Origin of the sequence: Sphingobacterium sp. BIGb0116 (genome assembly GCF_024808035.1) — a bacterium.
GTDB lineage: Bacteria > Bacteroidota > Bacteroidia > Sphingobacteriales > Sphingobacteriaceae > Sphingobacterium > Sphingobacterium paramultivorum.
On sequence record NZ_JANUDT010000006.1, the window covers coordinates 343,288 to 365,771 of the forward strand.

Annotated in this window: 18 protein-coding genes; 17 read left to right on the forward strand and 1 reads right to left on the reverse strand. The window is 39.3% G+C overall.

Annotated elements, in window-relative coordinates:
• Positions 1–9 precede the first annotated feature (9 nt).
• The 16 genes from M2419_RS16375 to M2419_RS16455 all read left to right on the forward strand — a co-directional run bounded on the left by M2419_RS16375 (position 10) and on the right by M2419_RS16455 (position 18,989).
• Positions 10–750, forward strand: coding sequence for a TolC family protein (locus tag M2419_RS16375; protein ID WP_153848301.1), 741 nt, complete (start codon positions 10–12; stop codon positions 748–750).
• A 4-nt stretch (positions 751–754) separates the two neighbouring features.
• A complete protein-coding gene (locus M2419_RS16380) occupies positions 755–2,911 on the forward strand; it encodes a hypothetical protein (protein ID WP_153848302.1) in 2,157 nt (718 codons plus the stop codon).
• 6 nt (positions 2,912–2,917) lie between these two features.
• Positions 2,918–4,363, forward strand: a complete 1,446-nt coding sequence (locus tag M2419_RS16385) for an O-antigen ligase (protein WP_075990667.1) — start codon at positions 2,918–2,920, stop codon at positions 4,361–4,363.
• Positions 4,344–5,258, forward strand: coding sequence for a glycosyltransferase family 2 protein (locus tag M2419_RS16390; protein WP_075990668.1), 915 nt, complete (start codon positions 4,344–4,346; stop codon positions 5,256–5,258). The genes M2419_RS16385 and M2419_RS16390 overlap by 20 nt, the downstream gene beginning before the upstream one ends.
• Complete coding sequence (locus M2419_RS16395; protein WP_153848303.1) at positions 5,258–6,439, forward strand: glycosyltransferase family 2 protein; 1,182 nt, start codon at positions 5,258–5,260, stop codon at positions 6,437–6,439. Before M2419_RS16390 ends, M2419_RS16395 begins: the two co-directional genes overlap by 1 nt.
• Before the next feature lie 34 nt (positions 6,440–6,473).
• The gene (locus tag M2419_RS16400; protein WP_227550345.1) at positions 6,474–7,541 is read left to right on the forward strand and encodes a glycosyltransferase family 1 protein; all 1,068 of its coding nucleotides are present in this window, start codon (positions 6,474–6,476) and stop codon (positions 7,539–7,541) included.
• Entirely contained in the window at positions 7,522–8,127 is a 606-nt protein-coding gene (locus tag M2419_RS27400) for an acyltransferase (protein ID WP_310442058.1), read from the forward strand. The genes M2419_RS16400 and M2419_RS27400 overlap by 20 nt, the downstream gene beginning before the upstream one ends.
• Positions 8,124–9,065: a glycosyltransferase gene (locus tag M2419_RS16415; RefSeq protein WP_153848305.1), complete on the forward strand. Its 942-nt coding sequence runs from the start codon at positions 8,124–8,126 to the stop codon at positions 9,063–9,065. Before M2419_RS27400 ends, M2419_RS16415 begins: the two co-directional genes overlap by 4 nt.
• Positions 9,058–10,506, forward strand: a complete 1,449-nt coding sequence (locus M2419_RS16420) for a lipopolysaccharide biosynthesis protein (RefSeq protein ID WP_259255394.1) — start codon at positions 9,058–9,060, stop codon at positions 10,504–10,506. The genes M2419_RS16415 and M2419_RS16420 overlap by 8 nt, the downstream gene beginning before the upstream one ends.
• Before the next feature lie 129 nt (positions 10,507–10,635).
• The gene (locus M2419_RS16425; RefSeq protein ID WP_259255395.1) at positions 10,636–11,766 is read left to right on the forward strand and encodes a hypothetical protein; all 1,131 of its coding nucleotides are present in this window, start codon (positions 10,636–10,638) and stop codon (positions 11,764–11,766) included.
• A 26-nt stretch (positions 11,767–11,792) separates the two neighbouring features.
• Positions 11,793–12,644: a glycosyltransferase family A protein gene (locus M2419_RS16430; protein WP_259255396.1), complete on the forward strand. Its 852-nt coding sequence runs from the start codon at positions 11,793–11,795 to the stop codon at positions 12,642–12,644.
• A gap of 155 nt (positions 12,645–12,799) precedes the next feature.
• Positions 12,800–13,867 (forward strand): glycosyltransferase family 2 protein, encoded by a 1,068-nt coding sequence (locus M2419_RS16435; RefSeq protein WP_259255397.1) that lies wholly within the window; start codon positions 12,800–12,802, stop codon positions 13,865–13,867.
• Between the two features lie 13 nt (positions 13,868–13,880).
• Positions 13,881–15,698 (forward strand): PAS domain-containing sensor histidine kinase, encoded by a 1,818-nt coding sequence (locus M2419_RS16440; RefSeq protein WP_259255398.1) that lies wholly within the window; start codon positions 13,881–13,883, stop codon positions 15,696–15,698.
• 11 nt (positions 15,699–15,709) lie between these two features.
• Positions 15,710–16,768, forward strand: a complete 1,059-nt coding sequence (locus M2419_RS16445) for an endonuclease/exonuclease/phosphatase family protein (RefSeq protein WP_259255399.1) — start codon at positions 15,710–15,712, stop codon at positions 16,766–16,768.
• 120 nt (positions 16,769–16,888) lie between these two features.
• A complete protein-coding gene (locus tag M2419_RS16450) occupies positions 16,889–18,019 on the forward strand; it encodes a hybrid sensor histidine kinase/response regulator (RefSeq protein WP_259255400.1) in 1,131 nt (376 codons plus the stop codon).
• A gap of 25 nt (positions 18,020–18,044) precedes the next feature.
• On the forward strand, positions 18,045–18,989 hold the full coding sequence (locus tag M2419_RS16455) for a UDP-glucuronic acid decarboxylase family protein (RefSeq protein ID WP_153848313.1): 945 nt from the start codon (positions 18,045–18,047) through the stop codon (positions 18,987–18,989).
• Between the two features lie 31 nt (positions 18,990–19,020).
• Here M2419_RS16455 and M2419_RS16460 read toward each other — a convergent pair whose 3' ends face one another.
• Entirely contained in the window at positions 19,021–19,815 is a 795-nt protein-coding gene (locus M2419_RS16460) for a tyrosine-protein phosphatase (protein ID WP_153848314.1), read from the reverse strand.
• 478 nt (positions 19,816–20,293) lie between these two features.
• Here M2419_RS16460 and M2419_RS16465 point away from each other — a divergent pair, with 478 nt between their 5' ends.
• Positions 20,294–22,294 (forward strand): nucleoside-diphosphate sugar epimerase/dehydratase, encoded by a 2,001-nt coding sequence (locus tag M2419_RS16465; RefSeq protein ID WP_259255401.1) that lies wholly within the window; start codon positions 20,294–20,296, stop codon positions 22,292–22,294.
• Positions 22,295–22,484 lie beyond the last annotated feature (190 nt).

Here is a 22,484-nt window from a genome sequence, read left to right on the forward strand (position 1 = left end):
ATAATTTCGATGAACTTATTGCTTAAAAGGGCTTTTTTGCTGTTAAATTTAGTTACAGCAAGCCTATTGCTAAAAGCACAATCTGTGATGGACCCAACGGATATGGTTGATTTTACAAAGCTTAAACTTCCGCCTTTGGAAATCCTTTATCAAAATGCCAAGCAAAGTCCAGGAGTGGAAATGTATGAGGCAAAAATGGAGGCTCAGGCTAATCAGTTGATAACAGAAAAGAGAAGCTGGTTAAAATATTTCAGGGTCGGTGGATCTTGGCAGTACGGCAATATCGCGATCAATTCAGCGTTCACGAATGAATATACTCCTCTTTTCTATCAGTCTTCTGGCGTAACCCAGAGCTCCTATTATGGAACTGCCGGAGTGAATATTCCTTTGGATGATCTCTTCGATAGAGGCAATAAAATCAAACGTCAGAAGATGGAACAGCGGTTTACGCAGCTGGAATTAGACAAGTGGCTTGATGAGCAACGGATCCGTATCGTCAACTCCTATACGAAAGTAAAAACAGCTCTTTCTACACTCAAGAAGAAAATTGAAGATTACAATATCGCCTTAGCGAATTACAAAATGACTGAGAATGAATTTAAGTCAGGCAATGCAAATATTAGCGATCTTAATACAGCAAAGAAGTTGGAGACAGAGGCTTATGAAATTCTGAAAACCAACGAATCTATTATTACCAATGAAATTCTTACCTTAGAAATCCTGAGTAAGACAAAAATTATAAGCCAATAACATCATGAATATTTTCCATTATATCTTTCGGGCCATTTTCAGAATTAAGTGGTGGCTGTTGATTTTGCCGCTAGGTTTTGCCTTGTTGGCGATCTACCTGACTCGTCAAATGGATCGGCAGTATAAGACTGATATTACAATCTATACAGGTGTTATTTCAAGTTATGGAAGTGATCCAGGCGAATCCAATGCTTCGCAAGACTGGAACGTATTAAATAATTCGATCCAGAATATTATCAATACCATTAATTCGAAGGAAACGATCAAAAGGCTTTCCATGCAGCTTTATGCACGTCTTATGATTCACGGCGATCCTACTAAAGATAATGTCTATATTACCGCAAAACATTACAAGGAGCTCGTCGCAATTACCCCCAAAGACGTACAGAAGTTGATTGATAAGAGCTCGGAAGAAAATACGGTAAAGAATCTGGAAAAATATGAGAAAGCAGACCGTAATAATTTTGTCTATGGTCTTTTCAACTGGAACCATCCTTATTTCAGCTATAATGCTCTACGCGAAAATATTAAGATCAACAGGGTAGACAATAGCGATATTTTACAGATCAACTATCAGGCAAACGATCCTGGGGTGGCTTTTCAGACATTGGATATTTTGAGTAAAGTTTTTGCGATCGAATATACCAACTTGCAATTTGGCAGCACCAACAATGTCATCCGGTATTTTGAGGCGGAGCTTGAACGTATAGGCCGCGAACTTCGCGGACAGGAAGATTCGCTGACTATGTATAATGTTGAAAACCGGGTGATCAATTATGATAAACAGACAGAGGCGATTGCGTTATTGGATAAAGAGTATGAACTAAGGCACCAAGATGTGTTGTTTGTGTATAACAGTGCGCAAGCAGCTATAAAACAATTGGAGTCGGGAATGGATGCCAATATGCGTGCGATCAAAAATAATACGGAGTTTTTGGCACGCATGAATCAGATTGCAGACATCAACTATAATATTTCAAAGATACGGACGTTGAGTGTAGATTCTCTTAAGCAAAAACAGGGCGGAGCTGATCTAGATGTACTGTCGCATGAATTGGATCAAAAGGAGAAGGGCTTCCGTTCGTTTATGGATCAATATACTGCGGAAAAATACACTAAAAACGGCTATCCAAATTCAAATTATGTGAAACAATGGGTAGAAGAACTTCTACGTTTCAAACGCTCGGAGGCGGAACTTAATGTCGCCCGTGATTTTAAGCAGGAACTGGATCATAAATACACCCAATATTCACCTATTGGCTCTGTCTTAAAACGTAAGGAACGTGGTATATCCTTTACCGAGCAATCTTATTTGTCAATCTTATCCAGTTTAAATGCCGCGCGGTTGAGATTAAAGAGCTTGGAAATGAATTCGGCTACGCTAAAAGTGATCAATCCGGCAAGCTTTCCGTTAAATGCACTTCCGCATAGCAGAAAATTGATTGTATTTGCTGTCTTTTTTGGGACTGTGGCATTTATACTTGGAATATTACTTATTATTGAACTTTTTGACCGTACGTTAAGAGATAAAACACGAACCGAACGGATTACAAAAGGAAAAGTGATTGCAGCGCTACCTAAGCTTGGGAAAAGTGGTGTCAAACAGACTAAAATTGAAGAAAGAGCGATCCATGTTTTAGCCAATAGATTATATGGCTTTTACAACAACTCGAATCCTATAAACTTTATCAATATCATCAAGTTCTCTTCTACACTAGATTTGGGCTCACTGACAGATATTTTAACAGCCTACTGGCAGGGACTGGGTATTAATGTACTAGCCTATAAAGAAGGGACTGATTTTAGTGCCGAATCGAGGGAATATTTAGTGGATGATGCGTGGGCGGAAAAACTGGGCAATTATGATATTGCATTAGTCAAGCATGGCTCTATGGCATTACGCCCTATTCCTTCTCTATTTTTAGAGCGGGGGATGGCAACGTTATTGGTATTAAGGGCTGACTCGGTATGGAAAACAGAAGATGAGTTGATGTTTGCAGATCTATTGCAACGTTCGGCCGGTAAACCAATTGTTATCTGTTTAATGAATGCTGAAAAATATGTTGTGGAAGAGTTTACAGGAATGTTGCCTCCGTTTACCTTTTTGAGACGCCTGGAATATCAATTGGGTAATTTTGGTCTGACATCGCTGGGAAAATAGTGGGCTATGATGCAGTATGATCATACAAAATCGATGATAACCAGTCGGCATTTGCTCCTGCTTTTCCTCATACTCGGGGGATTGGCAGGAACTTGCATCTTTATTTTTGCAGGTGTGTCATCTGCTTTGGTGTTCTATATGTTGCCCGTATTTCTATTGGTTATTATTGTCCTGCTGTCTTCGCCAATAAGTTGTTTCTTTTTATTGTATAGTGTATCCTACCTGGTGATGGGTTTTGGACGCTATATCACATTTCCGCTCCCGGTAGGCGTCATACTCGATCTTTTGATCTTATTTAATTTTCTCTCGCTAGCTTTACATTTTATTCGGGGAAATCCTTTAGGCAAGGTTTACTTTAATTCTTTTCTCCTGATCTCCATCCTTTGGATGCTTTATTGCATGCTGGAGATTATAAATCCAATGTCCAGTTTTGCGAACTGGATCACGACAGTCCGTAGCATTGGAATGCATATTGTCTTATTTCAATTATTGGTTTTTATTAGTCTGGATAACATTCCCAAATTGCGCTTATTTTTTAAAGTTTGGGGTATACTTGTTCTGTTGGGAGCTTTAAAGGCGATAGGCCAAAAGTATATCGGTTTAGACCGATTCGAGACTGCTTGGCTATATACATTCGGCGCTCATACGCATGTTATTTATAGTGGGATCCGTTACTTTTCATTTTTCAGTGATGCAGCAAACTTTGGCTGCCATATGGGTTTGGCTGTGGTTGTTTTTACGATCTTAGCTATTTATGAGAAGCAGGCAAAAAGACGTTTTCTTTATATTGTTGTTGTCGCTTTTGCGGCTTACGGGCTAATGATATCCGGGACAAGGGCCGCCATTGCCGTTCCTTTTGCAGGCTTTGCTTTCTTCATTATCCTTGTAAAGGAGTGGAAGTGGGTAATCTTTGGTCTTTCTTTATTAATAATGGCTTTTGCTTTCTTTAATTTAACGACCATTGGCAATAGCAGTTCCGATATTCGTCGTATGCGGACGGCTTTCTCTTTTTCAAAGGATGCTTCTTTTAATGTTCGCTTGGAGAATCAGAAAAAAATGCGAACCTTTATGGGCGACCATCCTTTTGGTATAGGATTGGGCGGGTCTAAACATGCGAATGAAGGAGATGCAATACATGGTATCGCAACAGATTCTTCCTTCGTTTTTATATGGGTAGAAACGGGAATTTTCGGTCTTATATGCTATATTATTTTATGCCTCACGATATTGGGATATGGCACATACTACGTGCTATTTCGACTAAAAGATAGGCGGGTCAAATCTATTGCAATGGCTTCTACAGCCGGACTTGCAGGAATTATGGTCGCGGGGTATGCGAATGAAGTACTCCATCAAATGCCTACCGGGCAGACCGTATACATTCTAATGGGGGTTATCATGCTTTCGCCTTATTTGGACAAAAAACTGAGCGATGGAAGCGAAACCCTATAAAATATCGTTCATAACGGTCAATTATAACGGATTGGCTGATACCATTTCCTTATTGGAAAGTATTCGGAATGCGAGACTATCTTTTGCATATGAGGTTATTGTCATCGATAATGGTTCGTTAAAAGATGAATATAGTCTGATGAAACATCTATTTCCTGATATCAAAGGCTATTATAATAGAATGAACCTGGGATTTGCAGGTGGAAATAACTTGGGGCTGGAAATAGCTACTGGCGAATTTATTTATTTCTTAAATAATGATACGCTTCTTCCAAACGACGCCGATAACGAGATTTTGGCTATGTTGGAAGTGTTTGCGCTCGATTCACGAGTAGGTGGAATTTCACCTAAAATAATGTATTATCACCCAAACGGAATGATCCAATTTGCGGGCTGCACACCGCTTACATCAATTACCCTTCGAAATAAGCAGATCGGTTATCGGGAACAGGACAGAGGACAATATAATAACTGTGCTGAGATTCCATATTTACATGGTGCAGCTATGGTGGTACCCAACAGAATTATCAGAGAAATTGGTGTAATGTCGGAGCTATTCTTTCTGTATTACGAGGAGCTGGATTGGAGCTGTCGGATTAATAAAAAATATAAGTTAGTATATTTTGCAGGTGCTCATATCTTTCATAAAGAAAGTGCTTCGACAGGTCAGGATTCTCCATTAAAAACATTTTATCTCACACGTAACCGCTTGTTGTTTGCTTATCGAAATAGGTCTGGAATAAACCGGATTTTGGCTGTTTTTTATCTTATTTGGATAGCGAATAGCATAAGATTAATTAAATTTGTTTTTTGGGGTAAGTGGAGGCATGTTGGTGCAGTATGTTCAGGTACATGGTCTGGGATTAAATTATTTTCTAAAAAGAATTTGAGCTGATGGGAACGGTTTTGTTTATTATTGAAACATTAATTTTTATTCCTTTCCTGGTCTGGATCATGTATTTCTTTGTATTTGCAGTCGGCTTTCGCATTCCCAAGAAATTAGTCTTTGAACGATCGGATATTCAACATCGATTTCTTATCCTATTTCCAGCATATAAGGAGGATGCAGTAATTGTTGATAGCATACGCTCTTTTTTAGAACAAGACTATCCAAAAGAGCTTTTTGAAATTGTCGTTGTTTCTGATAGTATGACGAGAGAGACAAACCGGGAACTTGAAAATTTAGGCGTTCGAATACTTATTCCTACGTATGAAAAAAGATCCAAAGCCGCGGCTCTAAATCTGGCAATGAATGTTATCAAAGAAGAAGATTTTGATGGCGTGGTTATATTGGATGCTGATAATTTAGTTTCTCCAAATTATCTAGCACTTGTCAACGATTGCTTTGCATCTGGCGCGGTTGCCATCCAAACACATCGCATTGCAAAAAACAGCAATACCGATACTGCATACCTCGATGGGATCAGTGAGGAAATAAATAATTCAATTTTTAGGCAGGGGCATGTGAACTTGGGATTACCTGCCGCATTGACGGGCTCGGGCATGTTGTTTGAAATTAAGTGGTTTAAAAATACGATGGCTAAAATAAGCTCCATGGGAGAGGATAAAGAGCTGGAGTATTATTTGCTCTTGGATAAGATTTTCACGGTTTATCTGGAGGATGTGTATGTACTAGACGAGAAAGTACAGAACCGTCGCGATCTGTCCAACCAGCGAAAAAGATGGATTGCTGCTCAAATTGACACTTTTTTGAATACTTTGAAGCGATTTCGTACAATAATTCGGACCCGCAACTGGCCTATGCTCGACAAACTGATCCAATGGTCGATTCCGCCCCGCATTATTTTGCTCGGAATGGTTCCTATTTTGGGCTGTATCGTCTATTTGGTAGCTCCAGCATTGGCCTATAAATGGCTTATACTCTATGGCTTGTTTATCGTGTCACTTGGTTTGGCTATACCTAATAGATTTTATACGCGCAGGACATTGCTCTGCTTTTTAAAATTACCATTTATTTTTATGGCAATCTTACGTAGCTTTATGGGAATCAAATCGGGACGTAATACTTTTGTGCATACACCGCATGGCGAAAAAAAAGAAGACTATAGTAATTGAGGCACAACGAATCTTTCGCCTTAATAAACACGGAATGGATTTTGTGGCTTTGGAAGTAATCCGTGCGCTTCAAAAGTTGGATACCTTTAACCGGTATATTATTGCTGTCGGACCGGGAGAGGACCGCTGTTTGGAAGGTTCAGCAAATTTTGAGATTAAAGTTTTGGAAAGCTCCAACTATTTTATTTGGGAGCAACTTCTCTTACCTAAACTTATTAAAACCAGCAATGCGGATATCCTGCACTGTACCTCCAACACTGCCCCATTGGGATTGTCTATTCCGCTGGTACTTACGTTGCACGATATCATCTTTATGGAGAAAAAAATTGGTAGCAATTCGTCCATGTACCAAAATTTGGGCCGTATCTATAGGCGTTGGGTCGTGCCACGTGTATTGAAAAGGGTTCATACCGTCATCACTGTCTCTAACTTTGAAAAAAGAAATATCGAAGCGGCCTTTCCGCATCTACAGAGAAAAATTATCACGGTCTATAATGGTGTAAGTTCACGATTTAAATCGATGGATATACCTTCGGAAAGCACATTTTTAAAGCTTGAGAAGGGGGCTTTTTGGCTTCTTTTAGGTAATACGGATCCCAAAAAGAACCTAAGGAATACTTTGATGGCTTATGCTTTTTATTTGGAGAGAAGCAATTACAAGAAAAGGTTGCTCCTGGCCGATTTAGATCACACATATTTGGAAAAGCTATTAAAAGAATTCGATTTGTTGGCGATAAAAGATTTTATTGTGGTCGAAGAATATATAGCTCATGACAAATTGGTTGAAGTTTACAATGATGCTTTTGCTTTTTTGTATCCTTCTATTCGTGAAAGCTTTGGACTTCCCTTGCTTGAAGCTATGGCTTGTGGCATACCTGTGGTTACTTCCAATACATCGGCTATTCCTGAGGTAGCCGGGGATAATGTGGTATATACTGACCCGATGGATATCAAATCCATTGCAGCAGGCATGTTGAAATTGGAAGATGAACCACAGTTATATAGCTCCCTTGTTAGTAAAGGTTTAGCGCGAAGTGAAGCTTTCAGTTGGCAACATACCGGGAAACATACATTAGCAATATATGAAAGCGTACATTCATAATCATCCTAAGTTCAAGCGCTTACTGCACTGGTTTATCATGAGTCCTGTGCGTACACGGCCGCGCTGGTATGTTCGTATGCTGCAGTTTTTTTATGTTAAACGTGGGGCGGGTTCAGTGATTTATCGTAGTGTACGCCGTGATCTGGTTCCTTTCCGTAAGTGTGCTATAGGATCCCGATCCGTGGTCGAGTCATTTGCTGTATTGAATAACGCTGTCGGCGACTTGTTTATCGGCGACAATAGCCGAATAGGAATTTCGAACACGATCATTGGGCCAGTGACGATTGGTAATAAAGTGAATATCGGTCAAAATGTTCTTATTTCGGGATTAAACCACGGGTATGAAGATGTGACCAAAGCTATTGCAGACCAAGGAGTCAGCACCGCTCCAGTGACGATTGCTGACGATGTCTGGATCGGCGGGAATGTCGTTATTTTAGCAGGTATTAGCATAGGTGAACATGCTGTAATAGGTGCGGGCTCTGTGGTTACAAAAGATGTTCCGCCATATAGTGTTGTCGTTGGAAACCCGGCCAAAATTGTGAAAAAGTACGATTTTAATCTTAATGCCTGGATCAAACTATGAATGAAAGACCGTTGATTAGCATTATAATGCCTGTTTATAATACAGCTATGTATGTTGATCAGGCTATACATAGTATTATTCATCAGGAATATGCTGATGTTGAACTTATACTAATCAACGACGGTTCGACCGATCAAAGTCTCTCCATACTAGAAAAATGGGATTCATGTGATAATCGTGTCAAATTATTTTCCCAGGAAAATCAAGGTCTATCTGCAGCCAGAAATAAAGGCCTTTCTCTTGCGAACGGCCAGTATATTTATTTTATGGATAGTGATGACCTGCTGCGTGCAGATGCACTATCCATGTGTTTGGATTATTGTGAAAAGAAAGACCTCGATTTTGTTTATTTTGATGCTTCGGTTTTTGCGGATAATTCGGATCGCTCCATACTAAAGGATTTTAATTATTCCCGACAAAAAATGCCGGCTTATACTGTTTTTAGTGGGCCGGACGCATTGCAACAGCAACTGAACACAGACGACTTTTTCTCTTCAGCTTGTATGTATTTAATTCGTAAAGACCTACTTGATCGTAATGGATTTGGATTTGAACCAGGTATCGTGCATGAGGATGAGTTATTTACAGTCTTATTGTATCTATCGGCAGCTCGAGTTGCTTATATCCCACAGCAATTTTTTCAGCGGCGTGTCAGGCCGGATTCCATTATGACAAGCCGATTAAAACTTTTTAATATAACATGTTACTTCACAGTTGCCCAGCGTTTGAGGGAGTACGGACGAAAGCATTCGGATAGCAGACAAATTATTGAGTTGTATCTGCATCGTATGTTGGACGCCGTGGTATGGAAAGCACATGTGCTATCGATCGCTGACCGCTGGAAAGTATTTCTCTTGGTTTTAACGCATTGGCGAAGATATGTTTCATTTAAAACGATGGGAGTTCTACTGTTTAAGAAAGGCTTTTTGCATGGATAACATAAAAAAGGAAATCGTTTCTGGGGTATTTTTCACGGCATTGGCCAAATATGCGAATTTGGTGATTTCGCTGGTCGTTACCGCGGTTTTAGCACGATTGCTCGCACCCGATCAGTTTGGCGTAGTGGCCATAGCTACGGTGGCGATTGCTTTTCTAAATTTAATAGCTGATTTCGGACTGTCTCCAGCAGTTATACAGCACAAAGAGCTGGATCGAAAGGCATTAGGTTATTTATTTTCGCTATCTGTATATATTGCTATCACTCTGTCAATACTATTCTTTTTGTCTGCTGAAATTATTGAAAAATGGTATGCACAGCCCCAATTGAAACCAATCTGCCAATTACTGGCGCTAAGCCTATTTTTTTCGGGAATTACCGTAGTTCCCAATGCCTTATTTTTTCGCGATAGGTTATTTAAGTCGATCGCTTTACGAAGTTTGACTATTCAAATTATCGGCGGCGGTCTATCTATAATTGCAGCATTTAAAGGAATGGGGGTCTACGCGCTTATTTTAAATCCGATATTCTCATCACTATTGATTTTTATTATTTCATATTTAAAGTATCCATTAAAATTTAGCCTACGTTTTCCATTTCAACCTCTTCGGCCTTTATTTTCTTATTCTATTTTTCAGTTTTTATTTAATATTATCAACTATTTCAGCAGAAATTCGGATACGCTATTAATTGGTAAATACCTGGGCATGGTACCGCTGGGATTCTATGACAAATCTTATCGACTAATGTCATTGCCACTCCAAAACATTACGCAGGTGATCACACCAGTGATCCATCCGATATTAAGTCAGAAGGGAAAGGATAATGGCTATCTTTATGAGGCAAATCTAAAATTAACCAGTTTATTGTCGCTGATCGGATTCCCGCTTTCTGTTTTCCTTTTTTTTTCGGCTGAAGAACTCATTTTATTATTTTTTGGACCGCAGTGGGGATTAGCTATTCCTTCCTTTAAAATACTGAGTCTAACGGTCGGGATCCAATTGGTCCTCTCGTCATCGGGCTCCATTTTCCAAACAGCTGGTGATACCAAAAGTCTGTTTATATGCGGTTTGTTTTCGGCCGTGTTAAATGTTGCGGGAATACTATTTGGTGTATTTTACGCTAAAAGTATTGACGCAGTGGCCATGTGTTTATTGCTTACATTTAGTGTCAATTTTGTACAGGCCTACTGGCTAATGTATCGCGTGGTATTCAAACGAAGTATGGTTGGCTTTTTCAATAGCCTATGGCGACCCATCTTTTTTGCACTCTTACTTGGGCTTATTTTTCATTTGCTTGTAGGTTACCATTTACCCGATAATTTGTGTTTTCGCTTAGCACTCAAAACTGGTATCTATCTTTTTTCTGTGATCTTAATGATTTGGTTCGGAGGGTATCGAAATCTGCTGTTGGCTTTTTTACGCAAGTCATCACTTCAGTAAGATTAAATTAGTTTATTTAAGCGTTTTTAATCAAAGCATTTTGATCATTTTTTCTTGTATTCATATTCTTTTCGTATTTTCCAGTCCAGCAGCAAAAGTATTTAACAACAATCAAACGTGAAGGCCTCAGTGAAAGATAAATCGTATAAGGTACTTTTTTTAGTATTCCATGGTTTTAGCGAACATAATGGTATAAGTAAAAAAATATGGGGTCAAATTAATGGTTTGAAAGCTATCGGTGTGGATGTTATACTATGTTATTACAGTGTAGAGGCTGACGGTTCGCGCGTATGGAAGGTTGGAAACGAGATTCTTGTGGATTTCGGTAGAGGTCTAATAGCCAAAATACGTAAACGTATAGAATATCGGGCGATTTCAGAATACGTACAGAAAAATAAGTTCCAACTGATTTATATCCGGTCTGACCATAATGCCAATCCTTTTACATTAAACATGGTGAAGATGATGCGGCTTTCGGGCGCAAAAGTGTTAATGGAGATTCCGACTTATCCCTATGATCAGGAGTATGTCACCTTGCGCATGCGCCTCGAATTGGCAGTCGATCGTCTTTATCGTAAAAAGCTAGCAAAACAATTGGATGCTTTTGTCACTTTTTCTGATGCCCGAATAATTTTTGGGCAGCGAGCGATACCTATCTCCAATGGGATAGACTTCAGTGCCATTCCAGTTCGTAAACCACAGGAAGAAGCAGAAAAACGAACGATCCATTTGTTAGGCGTTGCGGAAATACATTATTGGCACGGATTTGATCGACTGGTTCGCGGACTTGGTATTTATAAACAAAGTCACGCTGATTGTCAAATTATCATTCACTTGGTGGGGCAATTCAGCGGCGAACGTGAACGCTCATCTATTTTGGAACCGATAGCACAATTCAATCTTCAGCAAAACGTCGTCTTACACGGTCCGCTCTGGGGAGAAGAATTGGATGCCATATTTAATCTGGCCGACTTTGCAATCGGTAGTTTAGGCCGTCATCGCAGTGGTATACAGGTCATAAAAACCTTAAAAAATAGAGAATATGCCGCGCGTGGAATTCCCTTTATCTATTCGGAATCTGACGCTGATTTTGACGGGCAACCTTATGTACTTAAAGTGAGCCCTGATGAATCCGCTATTGATATTACTAAAATACTGGAATTTTTAAAGAAGGAAAAATTTGCCCCAGCCTGTATTCGCAATAGTATTTTGGACTTATCATGGGCCGAACAGATGAATAAAGTGCTGCAAGCAATTTAATGTTTAATAAAATAATTGACGCTAGGATGGCTAAATGGTATACACAATATGCGAAGGTCTATGACCAAGAAGTGGGCTCTGTAGATAACGATGTTGTCGAGAAGGTTCGGGCACAGATTCAGCTTTCTTCAAGTTCTGACCCGATTATTAGTATTGTGGTCATCGCTTATAATGAAGAAAAGAAGCTTTTGGCATGTCTCTGGTCTTTAGCACAACAGCGTTGTCATTTGCCCATGGAATTAATTGTCGTTAACAATAATTCGACGGATCAAACAGAATCACTTTTAAAGCGACTTGGTGCGACTTATCACAATGAACTAAAGCAGGGCCCTGGATTTGCTAGGCAATGCGGTCTTGATCAAGCACGTGGTAAATTCATGCTTTGCGTAGATGGAGACACCATGTATCCCCCAAGCTATGTTGAAACGCACGTGAAATTATTAGATAGGCCAGGTATATCCGCCACATGCAGTTTGTGGAGTTTCTTACCTCAGGCTGGGCAGTCGAGAACTTTCCTTTGGTTTTATGAAGGACTTCGGGATATTTACCTGAACCTGCAATTTATAAAAAGGCCTGAATTGTGCGTCCGGGGGATGGTTTTTTCCTTTAAGACCGAGCTGGGGCGCAAGGTTAATTTTAGGACCGATATAAAACGTGGCGAAGATGGGTCAATGGCTTTGGGACTTAAGGCCTATGGAAAGATTCATTTTATTCGAAGTTCAAAGGCGCGGGCGATGACGGGACAGAATACAATCGCTGCCGACGGATCTCTTGCAAATAGCTTTTTTGTCCGGTTGCGCAAAGGGATAACATCCATGGGTGGGCTATTTTCGGGAAAAAAGCATTACCAGGATGAGGAATCGAATAGGATTCAGTAAAAATAATTGTCTATTTTTGTCTAAATTCTATCCGGCCTATGTTTCAATTTGTCTTCTGGACTTGTATATCCTTAGTGCTATATACCTATATCGGTTATGCTATCATAATTTATATATTGGCAAGATTATTTCCGTACCCTATTGCTATAAAGGAGATGTTTCAAAATAGCGACGGGAATGAGCTTCCGCCATTGACCCTATTTATTACGGCCTACAATGAGTCCGAAATAATTGCAGATAAAATGCTGAACTGCCTTGAGCTTGATTATCCTAAAGATAAATTAAACATTCTGTGGGTTATAGATGGAAGTACTGATGATAGTCGTGAGCAGTTAGCAAAGTATCCGATGGTAAAGATTATCGGTTCAGCCCATAGGAAAGGTAAAACAGCTGCCGTTAATCACGGTATGGAATATGTAAAAACGCCAATTGTGGTGTTTAGTGATGCAAATTGTTTACTGAATGCCGGGGCGTTGAAGATTATTGCTCGCCAATTTGACGATCCAACAATTGGATGTGTATCTGGTGAAAAAAGAGTGGCCTTTAATGATGAAGATACTGTTTCTTCAAAAGGTGAGGGAGCATATTGGAAATATGAATCCCTGTTAAAAAAGCTAGACTTTGAATTTTATTCAGCTGTCGGAGCCGCTGGGGAACTCTTTGCCGTACGAACAGAACTCTTTGCTGCGATGGAGGAAGATACCTTGTTGGATGATTTTATGCTATCCATGCGCATCGCATTAAAAGGCTACCGTATTGCATACACAGCGGACGCTTATGCTGTTGAATATGGTTCGCTGAATATGGAAGAGGAAGGAAAAAGGAAACGACGTATTGCTGCTGGGGGATGGCAGTCTATAGGAAGATTACTGCCGTTACTAAATGGCTTTAAATTTGGAAAGTTGAGCTTTCAATATATTTCACATCGTGTATTGCGTTGGTCTGTTACACCTTTTGCGCTTTTTACACTCTTCCCCTTGGCGGCAATTCTTGGATATCGGTGTTCATCACCTTTCAATGTGTTTTCTGTCATTTTTGTGCTTCAGTGTGTCTTTTATCTTTGTGCCGTTTTAGGGTATTTGATGCGAAATAATCCCAATAGTACAAAGTTGTTTTATATTCCATATTACTTTCTGTTTATGAACATCAATGTAATACGTGGAATTTATTATTTGTTTAGTAGAAGCTTTATTAGCGGGTGGGAGAAATCTCAAAGAAAATAATCTAATGAATGTTATGGATAAAAAAATATTACATGATTTAAAGTTCTTGGAGAAGGTCTTGAATATGACTTGTGATACATTGTTGCTGGTGAATAAAGATAATATATGTGTAGATGCGATAATGAAGACAAATAATCCGGTTTTAAATTCCGATATTGATCTAGTAGGGAGAAATCTGTTGTCTATTTTACCTCAGCCAACTTCGGCTCTAATCGAACAGGAATTTAATTTTTGCCGCCAAACTGGGGAAACTTCCAATCTTAATTATGACTTGCCTACTGAAGAGCAGATGTATTATTTTAAGTTTGTCATTCACAAATTTGACGAGGAACATCTGATTTGCCAATATCGGGATATCACACAGCGTAGTAACATGAAGTATCGCCTTAAATCTGCACTGACTGCCCAACTTGAAGTGGGGAAGGTCGCTATGATTGGGCATTGGACTTATGATCTGCAGCAGCAGGAATTTACGCATAATGGCTATTCGAACCTTCGGAAGAAAAATCTTGAAGAGCCTGAGAAAATAGCTTTGCAGGATCTGCTCGCACAGGTTCACCCGGATGATAGAAAGAAGATGGAGGCTTTTCTGCATAACGACGCTATTGAGTATAGCACATTTGAGTATCGGATAAAACAACCCGATACACCCATCACGTATGTACGGGCGACAAAATATGCCAAACGCTTTGAAAACAATATTCATATTATAGATGGCTTTTCTCAGAATGTAAGCGATTTCATTAAAAATCGAAATGAACTTGAAATGGTGCTTGCTGTTGTTGATAATGCACCATATAGTATTTTTGCTTGTCATAAAAATGGGACGATGGCTTTTGCGAATAAGGCATGTCGACAGCAAAATGGTCTGAAAGAAGAAGAGGTCATTGCTGAATTAAAAGTTTTTGAATGCCTGCGGGAGTTCACAACAGAAGAAGCTTGGGACTTATCTGTGCAAAAAATTATCTCTGCTTCCGGTTATTATCAATATCGTTGTGATACGGTGTATCCAGAACTGGATATTATTGGCTCAGAATGCAGTTCGCTGATGATCAAAAATGGGAACGGTGAAGATATCATCTGGACCATCAAGCGGGATATCTCAGATCAGCTTCGTTACGAGGAGCAGCTGTTGCGTTCAAAAGAAGCTGCTGAGGAATCTGAGCGGTTGAAATCAGCATTTATCTCCAATATGAATCATGAAATCCGGACGCCGCTTAGCGCCATTATGGGCTTTGGAAGTATTATTGCCGATACGCCAGATCCTGAGCTGCGAAAGGAGTACGGTGAACTCCTCAATGCAAATAGTAGCCAGCTGCTACGGCTGATAACGGATGTACTGGAAATGTCGCAGATGGATGCAGGAAAAGTCAGGTTAAAGAATTCGGACGTGTCCCTTAAAGGAATATTGAATGAACTATCAATGAGTTTCTTGTCAAATGAGGAACAGCCAGCCATAATTTTTGACATTCCTGAAAAGGAATTGGTGGCACGTTTGGATCGTGGAAGAGTGATTCAGGTACTCGTCAATTTAGTGAACAACAGTTTGAAATTTACGCCACCTGAGGGTGCTATACACGTTGGTTACAGATTAAGTGATGATTATGTAGAATTCTATGTTATAGATAATGGTATTGGCATAGCTAAGGAAAATCAAGAGTTTATCTTCAATAGATTTTATAAGATTAATTCAATGGATAAGGGTACGGGATTGGGGCTGGCAATTTGTAAAAGTATTGTAGAGCAGATGAATGGACAGCTGGGTGTCGAATCGGAGCTTGGACAAGGAGCTATTTTTAGCATAAGATTGCCTTTAAGCGAACAAAATTAAAATAGTATACCATGACTAAAGATATTGAATTTAGGCCGGTGAGTATCTCCGGAGTACTGATCCGGATTGTCATCCTATTGGTGGCTATACTTGCCTCCTTATCATTTTTGGCTTTGTTTATTTCGCCACAGAGCACTGTTATTTTCCAATGGATTGGTGTGTTGTTACCTGGACTTATATGTGGTAATTTTCTTTTTTTTATCATCGGATTATATAAACGTAGTTGGTACAGTATTTGCCCGTTAATAGCACTATTGGCCAACTTTCATTATTTCGTAAAAGTAGTTCAGATAAATGGGATTGCGCAAACAGAAACGACAGACATGCGCTTCGCATCTTACAACGTTCGTGAATTCAAAATGGTTTATAATCTATCTTCGATGCAGCAGATTGCTTCCTATATTGATTCGCAGCGAGTAAACACCTTATGTTTACAGGAAGTCCCTGCCGACTGTTCCGTGTCGGAACTCAAGCAGTCATTTGGCCAGTTTCAATATTTCATAATGACAGGGAGTAAATCAGGGCAGAATCAACTTGCTATCTTAAGTAAATTTCCACTGGACTCGGTACAGGTTGTTTCGTTTAAAGAGCGACCCAACTGTGCACTTTTTGCCGATCTTTCCCTCAGAGGCAAAAAGATCAGGATCGGAACCTGTCATTTGCAGACAACAAATTGGAACCAGGTAAAAGGGGATTTACTGCCTGCTGAAAATACGGTCTTTAAATGGTGGAGTGCAATTAAAACAATGTCTGAAAATTTTAGGCTGAGAGGTGGGCAGGCTGATTATTTAAGAAATTTAATCGATCAATCTTCTTTTCCTACGGTTATTTGCGGTGACTTTAATAATAGTCCTAATTCCTATAGTTATCATAAAATTAAAGGAAACTTAAAGGATGCTTTTCGCGAAGCAGGTAATGGCTATGGATATACTTACAGTAATTTAATGAAGCTCTTTCGCATTGACTTTGTATTCTTTTCTGGAGCTACATTTCAGGCTGTAAATTACAGAACAGGCGATGTTGACTATAGCGATCATCTTCCTGTATTGGTTGATTTTAAAGTAAATTGATATATATAACATTTTTGCTACACAAATTATGGGTGCAATTATTAGTGTATTATTGATTCATGAATTTTATAAAAGGATAGCATCCTTCTAGACAGTGTCTAAACAAGCTAATAATGATCTATGGAAATCGATTTTTCAATGTATAATATTCTGATCTTAGAGGATTCTGAGCTCAATCTTTTTGTGCTAAAAGAGATTTTAGAACGGGAGCACTTCAACGTATTCTCCGCTTCCGGTGCTAAAGGGGCATTTGAAAATTTGCAACAGCAGAGGATAGATCTTATTTTAATGGATGTCATGATGGGGAATACGAACGGATTTGATCTAACCAAGGAACTGAAATCCATGGAGCTGTATAAGCATATTCCAGTGTTATTTATTACGAACTTAAAATCTCCGGATGATGTTGTGCGTGGATTTGATAGTGGCGGTGTAGATTATATTCCGAAGCCTTTCAATAAAAAGGAATTACTTCAGCGCATCAAACATCAAATCAGGCTTATTGAATCGGGCCATACCATTGCGATGCAGACAGCACAGCTTCAGGAAGCGATATTAAACCGCGATAGAATGTATGCTATTCTTGCTCACGATCTACGAAGTCCGATTTCTTCACTCAAAATGATCTTAAATATTTTGACCATGAGTCCTGAGGGAAGTAATACTGGTTATGGAGATATGATCAATACAGGCAATGATATTGCGGAACAACTTTTCAGTGTTTTGGACAATCTACTTAAATGGACCAAAAACAGCTTGGGTGTATTGAGTTATATGCCACAAGAAATTGAGCTCGATGAAATGATCAAAGGTGTGGTGGAGACACTTCAGCCTACAGCTAAATTAAAAAATATTGAAATTCAATTAGCATTACAATCCGGATTACAAATCTTTTTTGATGCGGATATCATGAAAAGTATCTTAAGAAATCTTTTGATTAATGCTGTGAAGTTTAGCCATGAAGATTCCCTGATCAAGCTCAATCTATATCGCAATGAAGATGATGTTGTTGTCGAATTTATTGATACTGGGGTGGGAATGAGTTTGGATGCACAGCGCCAATTAAAAGACCAGATAATGGAAGAGGGAAAGATTACCCCTATGCGGGAGAAAGGTAAAGGTCTAGGCTTATGGGTAGTTTACCATTTTATTCAGCGCAATGGAGGTACATTCTTTTTTGAGTCGGAAGAGCATGTGGGCTCCCGTTTCGGCTTTCGTGTTCCGTTGCTGCATATAACATCTAATCAGTAATCTCGATATTATAAATTGATAAGGTATGTATAACCTAAAAAAAAGAATATTAGTCTCAGGCGGAGCTGGATTTATAGGTTCCCATCTTTGTGAACGCTTACTGAAAGATGGGCATGAAGTGGTTTGTATGGATAATTTTTTTACTGGGGATAAATCGAATATTGTTCATTTGCTACAGAATCCCTATTTCGAGCTTGTGCGCCACGATGTGACGGAGCCTTTTTTGGCTGAGGTTGACGAAATATATAATCTAGCCTGTCCAGCAAGTCCGGTTCATTATCAATACAATCCGATTAAAACCATCAAAACATCGGTTATGGGGGCTATCAATATGCTTGGGCTTGCGAAGCGGGTTAATGCACGTATTTTACAAGCTTCTACCAGTGAAGTATATGGCGACCCAAAAGTCCATCCGCAGCAAGAAAGCTATTGGGGTAATGTAAATCCTATCGGTATTCGATCATGCTATGATGAGGGGAAGCGATGCGCGGAAACGCTTTTTATGGATTATCAACGCCAACATCATATTGCGATAAAGATCGTCCGCATATTTAACACTTATGGTCCACGCATGCATCCCCAGGATGGAAGGGTGGTATCCAACTTTATTATGCAAGCTTTACAGCATAAGGATATTACTATTTATGGTGAAGGAAATCAGACCCGCAGTTTTCAATATGTAGATGACCTGGTGGAAGGAATGATTCGAATGATGGCTACTGAAGAGTCTTTTATCGGTCCGGTAAACATCGGTAATCCAAATGAATTCACGATACTACAATTGGCGGAGCAGGTGATTCTACAAACTGGATCAAAATCAAAGATTAAGTTTTTGCCCTTACCACAAGACGACCCACAACAACGAAAACCAGACATTGACCTTGCGAAGAAAAGCTTTAGCTGGAATCCTACAGTTCAGCTGGAAGAAGGACTGTCGAAGACAATAGCGTATTTTAAAACATGTTTATAAGGTATTAATGCCAATCTGTTATATTATCGCTTTATCCAGCAATAACTTGTGCTTTATGCTGTGTGATATGATCAAGAAGTGTCTCATTCAAAATAGGTGAGGTTCTCAACATCTCACGGATCGGATATTTCTCGACAATATTTTTTAAAGCGTCCAGATGGCGTTGGTGGTGCAGGTCGGTTCCTACAAAATCGTACATGCCTGACTTTAAAAGAGTCATTGCTATCGCTTTTACATCTACACCATAGTATCGGCTCAAAGAAAGTAGGTTTAACTGGAGCAAACAACCAGCATCTTTAATTTGCTTATAAATATTAAAATTGCTATGATAATAATTATACCTTTCGGGATGGGCAAGAATGGGTTTATAGCCTAATTTTTGAATATCTCTAATTGTGTGAAATAAAGCTTTCGATTCCGAAAGGTAGGACATTTCGATTAACACATAGTCACCGGGCATTACACACAACTCATTTTCACGGATCAGTAAAGGAAGATTTTCGTCAATCATATGTTCGGCAGCCCCGAATATATCGACATCATTGCCAGATTTTTTTAGTCCATCGACAAGCGAATCTTTCGCATGTTCAATACTAAATTTGGTGTTTTGATGCACGCCAGCCATAATATGTGGTGTACAGATAAACTTTTTAAGTCCTAGGCGTTGAAGTTGCTGGATATAATGTAAGGATTGTTGTACCGAATCACTTCCATCATCAATACCTGGTAGCAGGTGATTGTGCATGTCCACTTGTAAAAATTCCAACTGCGCTAAAGAGTGGATTGATGAAGTCTTTTTCCCAAACAGGTTGCTAAAAAATCCCATGATGCAAATCTTATTATTGTTGTGCAAATAGTGCAGTGAAGGAGTGGCGTTTCAGTCTAATATTAAGCGAAGGTGTATATCTTAAATTCCTTTCCATGACTATGAGTGAATTGATACAAACAATATGCCAATAATTGTGTTAGTACCTAGAGTGTTGCATAGACTACCGGATTGTATCGAAGGGTGACGGCAAAAATTGTTCTTTTATGAGCCTAAATTATTAATTGTAACGGGATTCATATTATTATTTTGTCAATGTAACAGTTTCGGTATAATAGTTGCTTAATCCACGTTGATAAATTGATCGAAGGGATAGGGTTCTTTTTTAATGATATTTTATCAAAGAGGTATTTTAGGTGTGAAAATTTGACTATCTTGCATCTCCTTTGTAAAATATTATAATAAAAAGCCATATCAGATCGTGTTCGTTTGTCGCATACATGGTCAGTAACATTTTAATTAAATAAGAGATAAGCTTATGATGGGTTCTCTAGGAGATTTAAGAAGACGCCTGAGAAAGGACAATCCACGATGGGTCATTTTAATGATCGATATGTGGTTTGTATTTGCAAGCTATGTGTTTTCTAATTATGTAGTTAACAACTTCAGGGGTGTATTTGATATTGAATTGATGCTGAAGAAAGTTGTCGTCATATTGCCGATATATTTCTTAATGTTTTTATGCTATGATACTTTTCGGGGTATTGTTCGGCAGACGGGCATTAGGGATACCATTAAAATCTTTAAGACGGTTGGTTCTGCCTATGTGATTTTAATGGTGCTAACCTTAATTATCAAAGCTATTTTTGATAAAGGGACTTTGCCGGGAGATTATCTTCGATTGTCTTATGGTGTGTTAACTATGCAGGCCACAATTTTACTGGTTATTATGGTGGGTGCACGCGTAGTCTATCGGACGATCTATGAATATCTTTTTTTACCTGGCAGGAAAGGTGAAAATGTGTTAATATTTGGAGCTTCGAGACCAGGCCTAGTATCATTCTCCTTATTGAAGGAAGATCCGAGAACGAAATATCAAGTGGTTGCTTTTGTGGAAGATAAGATATCACGGATAGGAAAGCGATTGGCAGGAATAAAAATTAAGGATATTACCGAAATCACAAGGGAATATGTTGAAAAATGTCAGATTACTCAGGTCATCATCGCGGTTGAAAATAACGATCCGGAGCGTTTGGAATATGTCTCAGATTGGTTTCAAAATATTGGACTTGAACTGAAGATCATGCCTCCGGCACGAATTTTACTTAATTCAGGTGCGAAGCGTGAAATCAGGCCATTAAAGATTGAGGATTTATTGGGACGCAAGCCAATTAAATTAGATCATCCGGAAATTGAACAAGAGATGCAGGGTAAAGTCATCTTGGTGACCGGTGCCGCCGGATCTATCGGTTCGGAATTAGCCCGCCAGATCGCTAGACGTCATTATAAGACCTTAATTCTACTGGATCAAGCCGAATCTGCGCTATATGATATCCAACAATCGATTAAGGCTACACAACCTGAAAAGATGCATTGTGTAGTAGGTGATGTGCGTAATTATGCCTTTATGCAGAAAATTTTTGCACAATACAAACCCGATTTGGTTTTTCATGCCGCGGCTTATAAACACGTGCCTTTAATGGAGGCAAACCCGTACGAGTCCATTCAGACCAATGTATTGGGAAGTAAAAATGTGGCCGATCTGTGCATGCAATATAGGACTAAAAAAATGGTCATGGTGTCCACGGATAAGGCTGTCAATCCGACCAATGTTATGGGGGCGACTAAACGCATGGCTGAGATCTATGTAAGCAGCTGCAGCGGTAAATCCAATACGAGTTTTATCATCACCCGATTTGGAAACGTACTTGGTTCAAACGGTTCGGTTATTCCACTTTTTGAGAAGCAAATGGCAGAAGGAGGGCCGCTGACCCTGACCCACCCTGAAATCACGCGTTTCTTTATGACCATACCCGAAGCGTGTCAATTGGTGCAAGAAGCTGGCGTGATGGGTAAGGGAGGAGAGATCTTTGTGTTCGATATGGGCAAGTCTGTTAAAATCATTGATCTTGCAAAACGCATGATTAAATTGAAAGGGTATCGTTACCCGGAAGATATCGATATAAAAATTGTTGGATTACGTCCAGGAGAGAAGATTTATGAGGAGTTGTTGGCGAATAATGAGAATACGGTGAAGACACACCATCCAAAGATTATGATCGCAAAAGTAAATCACGATGAATTGTCGCTTAAAGCCCAGCGCATTAATGCAATCTGCCAACGGATTTTGGATGCGGATAAGCAGTTGCCAGATTTTATGGAGCTTGTGGCCGGCATGAAACAGATTGTTCCAGAATTTAAATCCCAAAATTCGGAATACGAAGTGCTGGACACAGTGACGGAGGAAAAAGAAATCGAATTAATTCATAAATCCACAGCGGAAGTACCAGTATATTCATTGGTAAAGAACGTATTGTAAAGCTGTTATAAGACAGGTAAGTTTTAGATAATAACACGATAAAGAAGTGAAAAGCCCTCTGAATAGAAGGCTTTTTTTGTTTATTCCATTTACTCATGGATTAAAACTTGTCAATTAACAAAAATCATCCTAATTTTAGCGAACTATTTGGTGAACTCATCATTCGCAGACCAATGGTCTAAACATTCGA